The sequence below is a fragment of the Lysobacter sp. OAE881 genome (assembly GCF_040546665.1).
In the GTDB taxonomy this organism is placed as follows: domain Bacteria; phylum Pseudomonadota; class Gammaproteobacteria; order Xanthomonadales; family Xanthomonadaceae; genus Lysobacter_J; species Lysobacter_J soli.
On record NZ_JBEPOG010000001.1, the window covers coordinates 1203351 to 1219986 of the forward strand.

Below are 16636 nucleotides of genomic sequence, written 5' to 3' on the forward strand. Positions count from 1 at the left end.
GAGTCCGCCATGCACCTGCAGCTCGACGGCCGCGGCCCGCTCCACGCACAACTGACGCGGGCGCTGAAGAGCGCCGTCTTCGCCGGGCGCGTCAGCGAGGGCGCGCGTTTGCCGGCAACGCGCCAGCTCGCGCGCGAACTCGGCCTGTCGCGCAACACCGTGCTCGCCGCGTACGAACAGCTGCGGGCGGAAGGCTTCGTCGATGGCCGCGTCGGTTCCGGCAGCTACGTGACGCCGCCGCTGCAGGATGCCCGACCGCTCCACGCGGTGGATTCACCGCTGCCGGCGCAGTCGCAGTTCGCCCGACGCGCGCGCATCGTGCACGACCACCTGCGCATTCCGGGCCGCGCGATTCCCGGCGTGCGCTACGCCTTCCAGTACGGCGTGCCCCTGACCAACCCCGCGCTCACGAGCGCGTGGGCGCGCGAACTCGCGCATGCGGCCGCGTACACCTCGACGAACTATCCCGCCTCCCAGGGCGTGCCCGCTCTGCGCGAGGCCGTATGCGACTACCTCGCCCGGCGGCGCGGCATCCAGGCCGAACCGCAGGACGTGGTAATCGTCGCCGGCACGCAGCAGGCCGTCGCGCTGACCGCGCGCGTGCTGCTCGACCAGAACGACGAGGTGTTGCTGGAGGAGCCGCACTACTCGGCGATGCGCGAGGCGCTGCAGATCCACGGCGCGAAGGTGAGCACGCTCGACGTCGACGAACACGGCCTGAAGGTCGACGAGCTGCCGTCCACGCCGCCCAAGCTGATCTGCGTGACGCCATCGCACCAGTTCCCGACCGGCGCCGTGCTCTCGCTGCCTCGCCGGCTGCAGTTGCTCGACTACGCGCGACAGAACGGCAGCTGGATCCTCGAGGACGATTACGACGGCGAGTTCCGCTACGACGCGCGCCCGCTCGCCGCGCTGCGATCGCTGGACGATGCCGACCGCGTCATCTACGTCGGCACGTTCTCCAAGGCGATGTTTCCGTCGCTGCGGCTGGCCTACCTCGTGGTGCCGGCGGGCCTGCGCGGCGATTACGTCAACGCCAAGTGGCAGGACGATTTCGGTTCCTGCGGCATCGAACAGGCAGCGCTGGCGCGATTCATCGTGGACGGCGGTTTCGAACGCCACCTGCGCCGCGCGTGGAAGACGCTGAAGGAACGGCGCGACGCGCTGCTCGACGGGCTGCATCGCTGCAGCCGAGGGCGGCTGACGATCAACGATTCGCATGCGGGCATGCATCTGGTCGTGTGGCTGACCGATCGCACCGCGGCCGACGGCGAAGCCTTCATCGCCCGCGCGCGCAGCCTGGGCCTGGGGCTGTATCCGATCGCGCCGTACTACCTCGCGCCGCCCGACCGCGCCGGCCTCTTGTTGGGCTACTGCGGGCTGTCGGTGGCGGAGATCGAGCAGGCCGTGGCCGTGTTCGAGACGTGCCTGGACGAGTTCGATGCCGTGAACTAGCCCCTCTCCCGCTTGCGGGAGAGGGGTTGGGGTGAGGGCCGGAAGCTGCCCTCATCCGCCCTACCGGGCACCTTCTCCCGCACGCGGGAGAAGGGCTGATCCTCTGGTCGCAAGAATGGAGGCCTCAGCGCGACAGCCAGGCCGCGACGAGCAGCCCCACCGCGATCCACACCGCGTCCATCGCGTGGTTCGCCAGCGTCACCAGGATCCAGGCGTGGTGCCAGCCCAGGCGCATTGCCGAGTCCCACGGATCCAGTCCGAGCATCCCGCCCAGCTGCGTGGCGGTGATGAACCAGTTCGAGGCGATCACGATGGCGGCCGTCGCGCCGACGCCGGCGAGCATGCGTCCCCACCCGCGCTGCCAGCCGCCCAGGCGCAGCATCCAGGCGATGTCGAGCGCGCCGAGCACCGCCATCCAGCCGAGCTGGCGGCCCGTGTAGAGGCTCGCGAGGACCCAGACCGCCGCGAAACCGAAAGCGCCCAGCAGCAACAGCAGCCACGAGAACCAGGTGGCGCGGCGGGCGGGCGGGGCAACTGCGGTCATCGAACGCTCTGGCGGCGGGAGGCCGCACAGCATAGCCGGCAAGCCCGCAGCGCACGGCAGGAACCGACGGAAACCGCATCCGGCACGCTGCGTCGCGCTGGCGGGCGGTCGTGGCGCGGGTGCTGCCGGTAGAATGCGCGCTCTTGTGCCGCCACCGCGCACCCCAATCTTCCCGGCATGTATTCCCGCAGCAGCGAACCCGTCCGATTCGAGCGCGATTGCGCCGTTGTCATGGTGCCCCAGGGCGAGCAGGTGACCCTGCCGGCCGGCAGCGTTGGTTACATCACGCAGGGCCTGGGCGGCAGCTACACCGTCTTTGTCGAAGGCAACCTGTTCCGCGTGGCCGGGCGCGATGCCGACGCCATCGGCAAGGAACCACCTGAACCGCTTGAGCTGCCCGAAGGCGCCGACGACGAGGCCGTCGAGCAGATGGTGTGGCGCCAGCTGCGCACCTGCTTCGATCCGGAAATCCCGATCAACGTCGTGGACCTGGGCCTGGTGTACGAGGCGCGCATCCTTCCGCATCCGGAAAACCCCGGCCAGCGCCGCGTCGAAGTGCGCATGACGCTGACCGCGCCGGCCTGCGGCATGGGCGACATCCTCGTCGCCGACGTGCGCGACAAGCTGGAGATGATCCCGACCGTCGCCGAAGCCGACGTCGACCTGGTGTTCGACCCGCCGTGGAATCGGACGATGATGTCCGAGGCGGCGCGGCTCGAAACCGGCATGTTCTAGCCCGATTCCCGATCCGTTCGACGGCCTGCCTTCACGCCGCCGTCATGCTGCAACGCAGAGCGCCCCGCACCGCGGGGCGTTCGCGTTTGTGATGTCCACCGGGCGCAATCTTCACATCCCGACCGCTGAACAGTGACGCCGTCCGCAGTTGGCGACTTTGCGTTAACAGTTGCTTCGATGAACGGTGGGGCGTCGGGTACATGTCGCGTTGTGTTGAAACGCCCTCCGGTTCCGGCCGGGGGCGGACCCCATCCGGTACCGGGCCGGAGAAGGGTGAAGTCCCGGCAACTGCGCAGGCAGGGTCGCGGAACAGGGGGCGGGAAACCGCCGAGACCCCGGATTGCGTGATGCCGGGCTGTCGCAGTCTCTGCGGCACCGGGGGTGTCAGCTGGAAGAACGGTCGACCGCCTCGATGCGGCGCCCGTACACAAGGCCGGCCGCACGGCGCGCTCGCGCGCCGGTAGGCGGGCCTTCCATCACGCAGTCCAACTTCGGGGGTTCCACCAGATGTCTTCGAATGACCGTCGTCGTAACCGTGGTCTCCGCGCGCACGCGCTTTCGATCGCCACCGCCATCGCCCTGTCGTCCGCGCTGGCGGCGCCGGCGCTTGCGCAGCAGGCCCGCGTCAACCTGTCCGGGCTGGATGCCCAGGCCGGGAGCGACCGCTTCATCGTGAAGTACAAGGACGGCAGCGCCGAACGCGCCAACGTCTCCACGCTGCAGAGCGCCCTCAGCTCCGCCGCCCGCACCGCCGGTGCCGGCAAGGCGCTGGGCGTGCGCCACGTCCGACGCATCGCCACCGGCGCCGACGTCGTGCGTGCCGACCGCAAGCTGGACCGCGTCGAGGCCGAAAGCCTGATGCGCCAGATCGCCGCGGACCCCAACGTCGAATACGTCGAGGTCGACAAGCTCAACAAGCCGTACCTCACGCCCAACGACACGCGCTATTCCGAGCAGTGGGGCTATTCGGGCACCTACGGCATCAAGGCCAACCAGGCCTGGGACGTGACCAACGGCGCGGGCTCCGTCGTCGCCGTGCTCGATACCGGCATCACCAGCCACAGCGACCTGTCGGCGAACGTGCTGCCGGGCTACGACTTCATCATCGACACCACCGTCTCCAACGACGGCAACGGCCGCGACAGCGACCCGAGCGATCCGGGCGACTGGGTCAGCGCGAACCAGTGCGGCGGCTCGCACGCCGCGCAACCGTCGAGCTGGCACGGCACGCACGTGGCGGGCACGATCGCCGCGGTGACCAACAACGCCAAGGGCGTGGCCGGCGTGGCATACGGCGCGAAGATCGTGCCGGTGCGCGTGCTGGGCACCTGCGGCGGTTACGACTCCGACATCGCCGACGCCATCATCTGGGCCTCCGGCGGCACCGTCAGCGGCGTCCCGGCGAACGCGAACCCGGCCGAGGTCATCAACCTCAGCCTCGGCGGCAGCGGTGCCTGCGGCACCACCACGCAGACCGCGATCAACGGCGCCGTCTCGCGCGGCACCACGCTGGTGATCGCCGCCGGCAACGACAACACCAACGTGTCCAATGCCTCGCCGGCGAACTGCAACAACGTCATCGCGGTGGCGTCGATCACCAGCACCGGTGCGCGTTCGAGCTTCTCCAACTACGGCTCGCTGATCGACATCGCAGCGCCCGGCTCGAACATCCTGTCCACGCTCAACAGCGGTTCGACGACGCCGGGCGCGGAAACCTACGCGTCCTACAACGGCACCTCGATGGCGACGCCGCATGTCGCGGGCGTGGTCGCGCTGCTGCAGGCCGCGGCGACGACGCCGAAGACGCCGGCGCAGGTGGAGTCGATCATCAAGGCGAACGTCACCCCGTTCCCGTCCACGCCGTCGCAGTCGATCGGTCCGGGCATCCTCAACGCGAAGGCCGTGGTCGATGCCGCCAACGGCACCACGCCGCCGCCGACCGGCACGCTCACCAACGGCACGCCGGTGACCGGGCTGTCGGGCAGTGCGGGTACCGAACTTCGCTACACGCTGGCCGTGCCGGCCGGCGCCACCGGGCTGAAGTTCGTCACCTCCGGCGGCAGCGGCGATGCGGACCTGTTCGTGAAGTTCGGCAGCGCACCGACCACGACCAGCTACGACTGCAAGTCCGAAGGCAGCACCAACGCCGAGACCTGCAACATCGCCACGGCCCAGGCCGGCACGTACCACGTGCTGGTGCGCGGCTACTCGACGTTCTCCGGCCTGAGCCTCACCGGCAGCTACACCGCCGGCGGTGGCGGCGGCACGCAGACCTACAGCAACGCCACGGACTACACGATCAGCGACAACGCCACGGTCGACAGCCCGATCACGGTCTCCGGCCGCACCGGCAACGCGCCGACCAACGCGTCGGTGACCGTCGCCATCGTGCACACCTACCAGGGCGACCTGAAGGTGGACCTCGTCGCGCCGGACGGCAGCCTCTACAACGTGCACAACCGCAGCGGCGGCAGCGCGGACAACGTCAACAAGACGGTGACGTTCAACCTGTCCACCGAGCCGCTCAACGGCACGTGGAAGCTGCGCGTGAACGACAACGCGGCCGGCGACACCGGCTACATCAACAGCTGGTCGGTGACGTTCTGATCGACCGATAGATGCCAGTGCGACACCCGCTCCCGGAATTCCGGGAGCGGTCTCTCTGCCGCAGCGCTTGTTGGTTTGCTTGAACCCCTCTCCCTCCGGGAGAGGGGTTGGGGTGAGGGTCGGCGTAGCGTCGACGCCCGCACTCGAGCGAAGCCTTGGAAGCGCCGCGGGAAAGGACATCCCATCCCAGCAGGAGAACGCATCCATGAACCGCAACGCTTCGCTTCGCGCACGGCTGGCGATCGCCGCCGGCGCCTTCCTCGTATCCGGCGCGGCCTTCGCCGCCCAACCGCTGTTCCTCGGCCCCGCGCAGGTGCAGGCCGAATCGGCGCGCGCCGCCGGCGCGCTCGCCGCGCGACCGGCGTCCACGTCGGTGCGCGCGCTGCGTGCCGATCCGAATGCCGTCGCCGCGCAGAACAGCGAGATCGGCCTGGACCTCGGCCTGAAGAACGTCACCGCCGTGCTCGAGAAAGCCACGGCCAATCCCGACGGCAGCCTCACCTGGATCGGCCACGTGCGCGAGACCAGCCAGGCCCGCAACATGACCGCGCGCGAAGTGCGCCATGACGAGAACAACTCGGTGATCCTCGTCCGCCACGGGCAGGGCGTCACCGGCAACGTGCGCGTGAACGGCCAGCTGTACCGCATCCGCCCGCTGCCCGACGGCAACCACGCGGTGATCGAAGTCAACGAACGCGCGATGCCGCCGGATCACCCGGCCGCGTTCCGCGACCTGCCGCAGATCAACATGGCCGCGCCGTCGGGCATGGTCGGCGCGCTCGCCATCGATCCCGGCGCCACCGCGACCATCCGCGTGCTCGTCGTCGCGACGAACGCCGCGGTGTCCGCCTACGGCGGCGACATGCAGGCACTCGCGCAGCTGGCCGTGGCCGAATCGAACCAGGGCTACGTGAACTCCAACGTCGGCATCAACATGGAACTGGCCGGCTATACCGCCGTGACCTACAGCGAAGTGGGCATGAGCACCGACCTGTCGCGTTTCCGCGGCACGTCGGACGGCTACATGGACAACATCCACGCATTGCGCGACAGCACCGGTGCGGACGTTGCCGTGCTGATCGGCAACGACGGTTCCGCGTGCGGCCTCGCGTCGGGCATTGGTTCAACCGCGACGACGGCGTTCGCCACCGCGTACTGGGATTGCGCGACGGGCTATTACTCCTTCGCGCATGAAGTCGGCCACCTGCAGTCGGCCCGCCACGATCCGGCAACCGATCCGAGCACGTCGCCGTACGCGTACGGCCACGGCTATCGCGCGCCGAACAACGCCTGGCGCACGATCATGGCCTACGACTGCACCGGCGGGCTGCCCGCGCCTGAACTACTGGTCGAATCCCGACGTCACCTACGGTGGCGTCGCGATGGGCACGGCGGCTACCAGCCACAACCAGCGCGTGCTGGTGAACACCAAGGCGACCATCGCCGCGTTCCGTGGCGGCAGCACCGGTGGCGGCACGCAGACCTACAGCAATGCCGCCGACTACACGATCAGCGACAACGCCACCGTCGACAGCCCGATCACCGTGTCCGGCCGCACCGGCAACGCGTCGGCGACCTCGTCGATCAACGTCAACATCGTCCACACGTATCGGGGCGACCTGAAGGTGGACCTCGTCGCGCCGGACGGCACGCTCTACAACATCCACAACCGCACCGGCGGCAGCGCCGACAACCTCACCGGCTCGTATTCGAAGAACCTGTCGAGCGAGGCGCTCAACGGTACGTGGAAGCTGCGCGTGAACGACAACGCGGCCGGCGACACCGGCTACATCAACAACTGGTCGATCACGTTCTGAGGAAGACGCTCAAAGCGCGCCTGCACACGCCATCCTCCCGGCCGCGATCTCCGCGCGGCATTCAGCCCCGGCAACCGCCGGGGCTTTTCTTGTCGGGCGATCGGACGATCAGGCGTTCGGTTCGAAGCGGTTCGCTTCGACATTCTTGCGGACCTTGGTCGGGTCCCAGATGCGGCCGTTCATGGCGATGTACACGCCCGGCGGCAGCGACTGCACCGCGCCGACGGCGCAGCCGACGTTGAACTCGGCATCCGAGCCGCGGAAGCGCGCCGGGCTCAACGCGCCGGTCAGCACGATGGTCTTGTCGGTGAGGCTCGACAGCACCTTCGCGGTTTCGACCATCGTGTCGGTGCCGTGCGTCAGCAGCACGTGCTTGGCCGGCTGGGCGGCGATGGTCGCGCGGATGAGCTCGCGATCCTCGGCGGTGATATGCAGCGAATCCTTGCGCAGGATCGGGATCACGTTGAAGCGGAACGCCACGCCCAGCTCGCGCAGGATGCCGCCGATCTGCGGCTCGCCGATCTGGTAGTCCGACTTGTCGTCGAAGTAGATCTTGTCGATCGTGCCGCCGGTGGTGACGATGCAGAGCTGGTCCATCGAAGTGCGCGCGCTGTGGATTGCGCGCAATTGTACAGGCGCTACGCCTTCTTCTTCGCGAACCGCGCCCGCAGCCCGGGCAGGCTCGCGGCGAAGATGACCACCAGCGCCAGCAGGACTTCGGCCAGCGCGAAGCCGCGTTCGGCGGGGCGCGACCAGGCGACCATCACGCCATGGCTGAACCACGCCAGCCCCAGCACGCCGGCCCAGAACGGCGCCGTCCGCCTGCGGCGCAGCACGCCCATCGCCAGCGCCAGCGGCGGGAAGGCGAAGACCAGCAGTTCGGCGACGGGCGAGGGGTGTGGCCCGAACCAGGCGATGAACAGCGCCGCCAGCGCGAGCAGCCCGATCACCAGCACGTGGCGGGCGTTCACGACGACACCTTCGCGACCAGCGTCGCCAGCCGGCGACCGAGCGCGCGTGCGAGCTGCGCTTCCTCGTCGGTGGGTTGCGGATCGTCGGAATTGCCGGCCACGTGCGACGCGCCATAGGGCGTGCCGCCGCTGCGCGTGGTGCTCAGCGCCGGCTCGGTGTAGGGAATGCCCATCAGCACGCAGCCGTGGTGCAGCAGCGGGACCATCATCGTCAGCAGCGTGGATTCCTGGCCGCCATGCATCGTCGCGGTGGAGGTGAACACCGCCGCGGGCTTGCCGACCAGCGTGCCGCTGGTCCATTCGCCGACCAGGCCATCGAGCCAGTACTTCACCGGCGCGGCCATGTTGCCGAAGCGCGTCGGGCTGCCCAGCGCCAGGCCGGCGCATTCGACCAGGTCGCGCGGCTCGACGTAGGGCGCGCCGTCTTCGGGCACCGGCGGCGCGGCCGACTGGGTCACCGCCGACACCGGGGGCACGGTGCGGATGCGCGCGGACATGCCGTCGACCTCGCCGATGCCGCGCGCGATCTGCCGCGCCAACCGCGCCACCGAACCGCCGCGGCTGTAATAGAGCACCAGGATCTCGGGCATTGCGTCCTCCTAATCGTGACGGGAAGGATAGAGGGAGCGGGGAGCGGTGTGGAAACCAGAGCGTTGCGAGCGCATGGGGACGTCGATGCCGTCTCTTCGTCGCCCCTCACCCCACCCCCTTTCCAATGGAAGAGGGGCTGGACGCTGACTCCGCAGCGCAGTCCCATCGGTTACCCTCCGCCGAATGGAGCCACTGGATTCCCTGTATCGCTGGAGCGAACGCGCGCGCGACCGCGCCCGCGTGGGCACGTTCTTCCGTTTCCTCGCGCGCCGCTTCCTCGAGGACAACCTGTTCCAGGCCGCCGGCGCGCTGGCCTACACGACGGTGTTCGCGCTGGTGCCGCTGTCGATGGTGGTCTTCGGCGTGCTGTCGGCGTTCCCGGTGTTCGGCGAGTGGAGCGACCGGCTGAGCGATTACATCTTCTCGAACTTCGTGCCGAGCGCGGCGCGGTCGGTCGAGGCCTATCTGAAGCAGTTCTCGGCCAATGCCGGCCAGCTCACGGCAGCCGGCGTGATCGCGCTGGTGGTATCGCTGCTGATCACGCTCAACGGCGTGGAGTCGGCGTTCAACCGCATCTGGCGCGTGGAGTCCGCGCGGCCGCGCATCGGGCGCTTCCTCGTCTACTGGACGGTGCTGACGCTGGGCGCGCTGATGGCCGCCGCGAGCCTGGCGCTGTCGGCGAAGTTCTTTGCGATGTCGATGTTCGAGACCGACGCCGGCCGCACGCTGCAGACGCTGATGCTGCGGCTGTCGCCGATGACGCTGGAGTGGCTGGCGTTCGCGGCGATCTACCGCGTCGTGCCGCATCGCACGATCCACTGGCGCCACGCGTTCGCCGGTGCGGCGCTGGCGGCGGTGTTGTTCGAGATCGTGAAGTGGGGCATCGGCCTGTACCTGGGCAACTTCAATTCGTATTCGAAGATCTACGGCACGCTCGCCTTCGTGCCGATCTTCCTGCTGTGGATCTACCTGAGCTGGGTCGCGATCCTGCTTGGCGCGTCGCTGGCCTCGTCGATGTCGGAGTTCCGCTACCAGCCGGTCGGCATGCGCCTGCCGCTGGGCTTCGAGATCTACGGCCTGCTGCGCCTGCTCGCGCGCTTCAACGACAGCCGCAAGCAGGGGCGCGGCCTGCACAGCGACGAGATCGAGGAAATGGAGCCGATGCTCACCGATGCGCTGGTGCAGCAGATGCTCGCGCAACTGAACACCATCAACGTCGTGCGCCGCGCCGAAACCGGCGAGTGGCTGCTCACGCGCAACCTGGACGAACTCTCGCTGGCCGAGTTGTACGAAGCCTGCCAGCTGCGCATCCCGGTGACCGAGGCGGTGCTGCCGTGCCGCGACGATGCGCTGGGACGCTCCGCGATCGCCGCGCTCGACGAACTGCGCCTTCCCCTGCGCGAGCTGCTCAAGCGGCGCGCGTCATCCATCCAATCCGACGAGGTCTGACATGCACAGCCGCGCGAACCCGCGTTCCTTTCTTGCCGCTGCCGTCGTCTCGGCCGCGCTGCTGGCCGGCTGCCAGAAGGACAAACCCGCCGACACCGACCTCGCCGCGCCGCAGACCCCGTCCGATACCGGCGCCCTGACGCTGCCGCAGACGGCCGATCATCCGCTCAGCGAAGGCGGCGTGGAGGTGCCCAAGCTCGTCATCGCCACCGTCGACGGCAAGCAGTACGACCTCGCAACGCGCCGCGGCAAGTGGGTCGTGGTGAACTTCTGGGCGACGTGGTGCAAGCCGTGCCTCAAGGAAATGCCCGAGCTCTCGGCGCTGGATGCGATGCGCGAACACGTCGAGGTGCTCGGCCTCGCGTACGAGGACATCAGCGCCGACGACATGAAGGTGTTCCTCAAGCTGCACCCGGTGGTGTATCCGATCGCGGTCGTCGACACGTTCAATCCGCCGGCCGATTTCGCCACGCCGCGCGGCTTGCCGATGACCTACCTGATCGCGCCCGATGGCCGCGTCGCCGACAAGTTCCTCGGCCCGGTCACCGCGAAGGACATCGAAGCGGCGATCGCGAAAGCAGGCGGCCCGCAGGCGGCCGGCCAGTCATGAGCGCCGCGCGCTTCGTCGTGAGCGGCAAGGTGCAGGGCGTGTTCTTCCGCGCGTCCGCCCGCGATCGCGCGCAGGCGCTGGGGCTGCGCGGTTTCGCGAAGAACCTGCCCGATGGCCGCGTCGAAGTGCTCGCCGCCGGCGATGGCGCGGCGATCGATGAACTCGCCGCCTGGCTGCGCGAAGGCCCGCCGATGGCGCGCGTGGACGACCTGCAACGCATGCCGGCGCGCGACGACGAAGCAGGCGAGGGCTTCGTCACCGGCTGAGCCCGGTTCGGTTTTGTGAGGCCCGGTTTCACCGAACCTGCCGGACACTGACTGCGCGACGACCACGCCGGTCGCCACGGATCGAGGGATCGCTCCATGGAACAGGCCTACAGGACGCGCGGCCGCGCGCAATGGAAGCATCGCCATCGTCTGGCTCGCGAAATCGGAATCGTCCTCGCGTCCGCCCGACTGAGCCGCGTCTGGTTGCCGGGCTCGCTGCTGCTGGCGTGCGCGCCCTCGGCATTGGCGGTCGGACCCGGCGCCGTCACCGGGCCGGTGAACGTCACCAGCGGCACGGTGCAGGTCGTGGCCGACACCGTGGTCACATCGAGCGGATCGAACCCCGGCGCGAACGTCACCGGCGGCACGCTCGACATCGACTCCAATGCCGGCGGCGCGCCCGGCCTGATCCGTTTCATCACCGCCAGCGGTAACGCGTTCCAGGCCAGTGGCACGGGTGTCATCAACGCGCGCAGCAACTTCGCGATCACGACCACCAGCGGGCATGCCGTCCTCGCAAGCAGCGGCGGTTCGATCTTCCTGACGGGCGGCAACCTGGTGGGCAGCGGCCTCGGCGGCGGGCTGATCGCGCTTGGAGGCCGCATCGACGCGGGCAGCGTGGCGTACCTCAACAACACCACCAGCGCATCGAACGGGCAGGGCGCCATCGCCGATAGCGGCGGCACCATCAACCTGCTCGGCAATGTCAGCCTCGATACGGCGGGCAACCAGGCCGTCGGACTCGGCGCGGGAGCGAACAGCGCGATCAACGTCACCGGGCCCGTGATCGTCACGCTGCGCGGCACGAATGCGATGGGCATTTACCTGCACGACGGCGGGCAGGTGAACCTGCCGACCGGCACGACGATCAACCACTACGGCACGGGCAACGTCGGCGTCATCGTCGACAACACGACGGCTTCGCTCGCGAGCGGACTCAGGCTGAACTTCAACACGCTGCCTGCGTCGGTGAGCACGGGTGCCAACTCGAGTCTCGGCGTCCTCGCAGCGAACAACGCCAACACCACGTTCGAGAACCTGACCGTGGCAGGGCCGGGCGTCGGCGGCGGCGTGTGGGCGCTGTCGGGTGCGGCGGCCACCGGCGTCGCGACTACGGCGGACGCGAGGGTCACGCTCAACGGTGCCAGCGTCATCACGCTCGGCGAGGTGTACGTCAGCAACACGGAAACGCATGTTCCGGCGTGGCGCCTGCTGATCAGTCCAACGCTGGCCAATGCGAGCCCGTCACTGGCGATTTCCTTCAGCAACAGCTTCGGAACCCCGCATGCGGCATTGCGCGCCAGCGCCACCGGAGCCGGCAGCGCCGACGCGCAGGCGCTCATCACCAGCAATGGCACGACGATCAACGTGCCCACCATCAACGGCATCGCCGCCTACGCGGGCCAGAACAACCCCGGCGACAGCCGCATCGTGCTGAACAACAACAACGTCACCACGACCGGTTCCCAGTCGCGCGGCCTGATGGTGGTTTCCAACGGCACGATCGATGCCACCGGCACCACGGTGAACACCTCCGGCGGCAGCGCGGCGCTGCGACTGGAAACCTTCACCGCGCCGGGCGTCATCAACCTGACGAACAGCACCGTGCGCGCGACGGGCGCGAACACGCGCGGCATCTCGTCCACGGGCCTGGGCGCTGCGAACGTCAATCGCGTCACGATGAGCGGCGGCACGCTGTCGAGCCAGTCGGGCGTGACCATGGTGGCCGACGGGCTTTTCAACATGGCGATGTCGAACGGTGCGAGCGTGAGCACCGACGCCACGTACGTGCTGTATTCGGCGGCGCGCACGTCGGGTACGCAGACGCTGGTCAACCTCGGACTCACCGGCAACAGTCGCCTGCGCGGCGACGCCTACGCCGATGTCGGCGCAGAGACGAATATCTCGCTGGCCGACCGGTCGCAATGGAACGGCGCGGCGTATCGCGTCACCGACGTGACCGTCGATGCGAGCAGCCAGTGGACCGTCACCGCCGATTCGCTGCTCACCGGCGACCTGACCAACACCGGCGTGGTGGCGTTCGCACCGCCGGTGAACGGCAATTTCAAGCGGCTCGCCACGCACAACTACTTCGCCGGCAGCGGCACGCTCGCGGTGAACACGTTCCTCGACACGGACGGCTCGCCATCGGACGTGCTGATCATCGACGGCGGTGAGGCGACGACCGGGACCGCGAGCGTGATGGTCGCCAACGCCGGCGGCGCCGGCGCGCTGACGTCGGGCGACGGCATCCTGGTGATCGATGCCGTCAACGGCGGCATCACCGGTACCAACGCGTTCACGCTCGGCTCGCTCGTGCTCGCCGGCGCGTACGAGTACACCTTGCAGCGCGGCAGTCGCGACGGTTCCAGCCCGTCGAACTGGTACCTGCGCTCCACGCTGGACTGCACACTCGATCCCTCAGCCCCGGGCTGCGACATCCCGCCCGATCCGCCGCCGCCCGATCCCGATCCGCCGGATCCGGACCCGCCGGACCCGCCGCCGACGCCCCCGGATCCACCCGAGCCGCCGACACCGCCCACGCCGCCGGATCCCCCGGTGCCGCCGACGCCGACGCCGCCGGATCCGCCCACGCCGTTCCCGCCGGTGCCGAACTATCGCGCCGAAGTGTCGCTGTACGCCGCGTTGCCGGCGATGGCGCTGCGCTTCGGCTGGACGACGCTGGGCAACCTGCACGAGCGCGTCGGCGAGGAAGAACAACTACGCGACCGCGACGACCTGCAATCGCGCACGTCGTTCAACGGCGCGTGGGTGCGCGTGATCGCCGAGGACGGCGACGTCGAAGGCGACCGTCGCGGCATCCTCGGCACCGGACCGAAGTACGACTTCGACGTGCTTGCACTGCAGGTCGGCACCGACGTGTGGCGCGAACAGCACGACGACGACCATCGCGACCACGCAGGCCTCTACGTCGGACAGGGGCGCATCAAGAGCGAAGTGACGCACTACAACCGCCTGCGCGTGGGCAAGGACAAGGTCGAAGGCACGTCGCTCGGCGGCTACTGGACGCATTTCTGGCCGTGCGGCAGCTACGTCGACACCGTCCTGCAGGGCACCTGGAGCGACATGGAATCGCATTCGGTGCGCGGCCTGCGCCTGAAGTCCGACAGCTTCGGCTGGGCGGCGTCGGTCGAAGGCGGCATGCGGCTGAAGTGTGAACGCGCCGAGGAGGAATCGCGCTTCGAACCGCAGGCGCAGATCGTCTACCAGCGCGTGGACGATTTCGAAGGCGACGACGCCGTCGCGCAGGTGCGCTTCCGCGACGCCGAATCGCTCGCCGCACGCCTGGGCGTGCGCTGGACGCGCGACTGGCGGCTGGAGCCGGCCAGCGACGGCGCACCACGCCTGATGAGCGGCTGGCTGCGCGCGAACGTGTGGCACGAGTTCAAGGGCGAGCCGTTGACGCTGTTCTCCTCCGGCAACGGCGACCTGCCGTTCCAGGCCGACATTTCCGGCACGTGGTGGCAGTTGAACGCCGGCATGACGCGGGAGCTCGGTCGCACCACGTCGCTCTACGCGAACATCGGCTACCAGCGCAGTTTCGGCGGCAACCGCTTCGACGCGTGGGACGGCAAGCTCGGGATGCGCTGGAACTGGTGACCGCTCACTCGGCGTCGTCGTCGTCCGGGACGATCGGCTTGATCACCGAGTAGCGTTCCTTCTTCGGCTTGCCTTCCAGCGGCGGGAACTCGATGCAGTGTTCCGGCGTGCGCTTGTCCGGGACGCGCGAGAGCAGGTCGCGGATCAGCGCGAGCCGGCCGCGACGCTGGTCGTTGAAATCCACCAGCGTCCACGGCGCGTGCTCGGTGTGCGTGGCCTTGAGCATCGCCTCGCGCGCCTTGGTGTAGTCGTCGTAGTGCTCGCGCGAGGCGGCATCGATAGGCGATAGCTTCCAGCGCTTGAGCGGATCCTGCAGCCGTTCGGCGAAGCGTTCCTCCTGCTTGGCCTGGTCGCAGCACAGCCAGTACTTGAACAGCAGCACGCCGTCGTCGACGAGCAGTTGTTCGAACACCGGCGTCTGGCGCAGGAAGGTACGCACCTGTTCGGCGTCGGCGTAGCCCATGACGCGCTCGACGCCGGCGCGGTTGTACCAGCTGCGGTCGAACAGCGCGATCTCGCCACCCGCCGGCAGGTGCGGCACGTAGCGCTGGAAGTACCACTGCGTCTGTTCGCGGTCGGTGGGCTTGGGCAGCGCGACGATGCGGCACTGGCGCGGGTTGAGGTGTTCGGCGATGGCCTCGATCGCGCCGCCCTTGCCGGCGGTGTCGCGGCCTTCGAACAGCACCACCAGCCGCTTGCCGGTGTCGCTCAGCCAGCGCGCCATCTCGACCAGTTCGATCTGCAGCGGCTCCAGTGCCGCTTCGTATTCCTTGCGCTTGAGCTTGGCCATCACGTCGTGCTCCGGCGGGTGCGGGCGCGCGACGTGCCGCCTGCGTTGGACTTCGGCGTACTGCGGCGACGCGTGCCCGCCATGCTGCGTGCGACTTCCAGCAGCGCACCCTGCTGGCGCGTGTCGAGCGCGCGATACGCGGCGAGCAGATCGTGTTCGCCCTGCGTGCGCGCCGGATCCAGCGTGCTCGCCAGTTCCGAGAGCAGCGCGCCGGCCGGCACGCCGAACGCGCGCGCCAGCGCGTCGAGCTGTTCGCGGCCGGGAAGCTTCTCGCCGCGAAGCCAGGCGCTCACCGTCGCGACGCCGGCGCGCGGGATCGCGGTGGCGATGTCGGCGGCGCTCATGCCGCTGGCCTTGGCGAGCAAACGCAGGGTGGTGTCCAGCGACATGTCTCACTCCGGCTTGATGTGAATCCAACAACGACGACGGTGACGCCGCGCCGGTGACGCGCGCGTCAGCGCTCGCGCAGGCGCGGACGCAGCGTTGCCAGGTTGCAGGGTTTCGTTCGCGAATCCAGCTGCGCGCGGATGATCTTCTCCCACGCGGTGCGGCAGGCCGACGTCGAGCCCGGCAGTGCGAACACGAATGTGCCGTTCGCCAGCCCGGCGAACGCGCGCGACTGCAGCGTCGAGGTGCCGATCTCGTCGAAGCTCACCGCGCGGAACAGTTCGCCGAAGCCATCCATCTGCTTGTCGAGCAGCGGAAGCAGCGCCTCGGGCGTGGAATCGCGGCCGGTGAAACCGGTGCCGCCGGTGACGAGCACGCCGTCGACGTTCTCGTCGGCAATCCAGCGCGATACCACGGCGCGCAGCTGGTAACGATCGTCCTTGAGCAGGGCGCGTTCGGCCAGGCGATGTCCGGCTTCCGCGAGCGACTGCACGAGGTAATCGCCCGAACTGTCCTCGGCCAGCGTCCTCGTGTCGGACACGGTGAGCACGCACAGGTTGAGCGGAATGAGGTCGGCGGTGGCGGTCATGGGGATCCGGTGGCGACAGCGATAGGCGACAGCGTACCGCCAGAGCGGTGCCCGCCGCACGCGCACGGATACGGGCCGGTCAAGGCGAAATGTCTCATTCGGGGCGCGGCGTCCGGGCCTATTCAAAGTTGCGCTTTTAGGATTTGCGCCCCCCGACATGGACTGTCGCGCCTCCCCCCACTCCGCAACTGCCAACGCAGTACC

General features: G+C 68.9%; 15 protein-coding genes and 2 pseudogenes. 10 read left to right on the forward strand and 7 right to left on the reverse strand.

Translation table 11 applies throughout. The features are described 5' to 3' along the window. Positions 1–9: 9 nt before the first annotated feature. On the forward strand, positions 10–1455 hold the full coding sequence (pdxR, locus tag ABIE51_RS05585) for a MocR-like pyridoxine biosynthesis transcription factor PdxR (RefSeq protein WP_192632526.1): 1446 nt from the start codon (positions 10–12) through the stop codon (positions 1453–1455). Positions 1456–1579: 124 nt separating this feature from the next. On the opposite strand, the gene ABIE51_RS05590 is transcribed toward pdxR, so the two are convergent. After that, positions 1580–1999 carry a hypothetical protein gene (locus ABIE51_RS05590; protein ID WP_192632527.1) on the reverse strand — a complete coding sequence of 140 codons (420 nt, stop codon included), beginning with the start codon at positions 1997–1999 and terminating at the stop codon, positions 1580–1582. A 177-nt stretch (positions 2000–2176) separates the two neighbouring features. Between ABIE51_RS05590 and sufT the strand changes: the two genes are divergently transcribed. The 5 genes and pseudogenes from sufT (at position 2177) to ABIE51_RS05615 (ending at position 7158) form a co-directional block, all read left to right on the forward strand. Then, positions 2177–2734 (forward strand): putative Fe-S cluster assembly protein SufT, encoded by a 558-nt coding sequence (gene sufT / locus ABIE51_RS05595; RefSeq protein ID WP_115843945.1) that lies wholly within the window; start codon positions 2177–2179, stop codon positions 2732–2734. Positions 2735–3241: 507 nt separating this feature from the next. Beyond that, positions 3242–4978 (forward strand): annotated as a pseudogene (locus tag ABIE51_RS05600) (S8 family peptidase); the annotation flags it as partial. A gap of 171 nt (positions 4979–5149) precedes the next feature. After that, a complete protein-coding gene (locus ABIE51_RS05605) occupies positions 5150–5341 on the forward strand; it encodes a proprotein convertase P-domain-containing protein (RefSeq protein ID WP_232338580.1) in 192 nt (63 codons plus the stop codon). A gap of 205 nt (positions 5342–5546) precedes the next feature. After that, positions 5547–6795, forward strand: a pseudogene (locus tag ABIE51_RS05610) (M12 family metallo-peptidase); the annotation flags it as partial. After that, positions 6781–7158, forward strand: a complete 378-nt coding sequence (locus ABIE51_RS05615; protein ID WP_502913325.1) for a proprotein convertase P-domain-containing protein — start codon at positions 6781–6783, stop codon at positions 7156–7158. The pseudogene ABIE51_RS05610 and the gene ABIE51_RS05615, both read left to right, overlap by 15 nt. A gap of 108 nt (positions 7159–7266) precedes the next feature. Here ABIE51_RS05615 and ABIE51_RS05620 read toward each other — a convergent pair whose 3' ends face one another. From ABIE51_RS05620 to wrbA, 3 genes are read right to left on the reverse strand one after another with little or no spacing between them, the layout of a single operon-like run. Continuing rightward, positions 7267–7755: an asparaginase domain-containing protein gene (locus ABIE51_RS05620; RefSeq protein ID WP_115843941.1), complete on the reverse strand. Its 489-nt coding sequence runs from the start codon at positions 7753–7755 to the stop codon at positions 7267–7269. A gap of 41 nt (positions 7756–7796) precedes the next feature. After that, positions 7797–8129 carry a DUF2069 domain-containing protein gene (locus ABIE51_RS05625; protein ID WP_253336461.1) on the reverse strand — a complete coding sequence of 111 codons (333 nt, stop codon included), beginning with the start codon at positions 8127–8129 and terminating at the stop codon, positions 7797–7799. Then, positions 8126–8719 (reverse strand): NAD(P)H:quinone oxidoreductase, encoded by a 594-nt coding sequence (gene wrbA, locus ABIE51_RS05630; RefSeq protein WP_115843937.1) that lies wholly within the window; start codon positions 8717–8719, stop codon positions 8126–8128. The genes ABIE51_RS05625 and wrbA overlap by 4 nt, the downstream gene beginning before the upstream one ends. A gap of 184 nt (positions 8720–8903) precedes the next feature. Here wrbA and ABIE51_RS05635 point away from each other — a divergent pair, with 184 nt between their 5' ends. From ABIE51_RS05635 to ABIE51_RS05650, 4 genes are all read left to right on the forward strand, one after another. Further along, positions 8904–10169 (forward strand): YihY family inner membrane protein, encoded by a 1266-nt coding sequence (locus tag ABIE51_RS05635; protein WP_157029530.1) that lies wholly within the window; start codon positions 8904–8906, stop codon positions 10167–10169. Position 10170: 1 nt separating this feature from the next. Next, complete coding sequence (locus tag ABIE51_RS05640) at positions 10171–10779, forward strand: TlpA disulfide reductase family protein (RefSeq protein ID WP_192632529.1); 609 nt, start codon at positions 10171–10173, stop codon at positions 10777–10779. Continuing rightward, positions 10776–11045 (forward strand): acylphosphatase, encoded by a 270-nt coding sequence (locus tag ABIE51_RS05645; protein ID WP_192632530.1) that lies wholly within the window; start codon positions 10776–10778, stop codon positions 11043–11045. Before ABIE51_RS05640 ends, ABIE51_RS05645 begins: the two co-directional genes overlap by 4 nt. A 96-nt stretch (positions 11046–11141) precedes the next feature. Beyond that, positions 11142–14666, forward strand: coding sequence for an autotransporter outer membrane beta-barrel domain-containing protein (locus ABIE51_RS05650; protein WP_192632531.1), 3525 nt, complete (start codon positions 11142–11144; stop codon positions 14664–14666). A 4-nt stretch (positions 14667–14670) separates the two neighbouring features. Here ABIE51_RS05650 and ppk2 read toward each other — a convergent pair whose 3' ends face one another. From ppk2 to moaB, 3 genes are all read right to left on the reverse strand, one after another. Then, positions 14671–15456, reverse strand: a complete 786-nt coding sequence (gene ppk2 / locus ABIE51_RS05655) for a polyphosphate kinase 2 (RefSeq protein ID WP_192632532.1) — start codon at positions 15454–15456, stop codon at positions 14671–14673. Beyond that, positions 15456–15845: a helix-turn-helix domain-containing protein gene (locus ABIE51_RS05660; protein WP_115843924.1), complete on the reverse strand. Its 390-nt coding sequence runs from the start codon at positions 15843–15845 to the stop codon at positions 15456–15458. The genes ppk2 and ABIE51_RS05660 overlap by 1 nt, the downstream gene beginning before the upstream one ends. A gap of 65 nt (positions 15846–15910) precedes the next feature. After that, positions 15911–16432, reverse strand: coding sequence for a molybdenum cofactor biosynthesis protein B (gene moaB / locus ABIE51_RS05665; protein ID WP_192632533.1), 522 nt, complete (start codon positions 16430–16432; stop codon positions 15911–15913). Positions 16433–16636 lie beyond the last annotated feature (204 nt).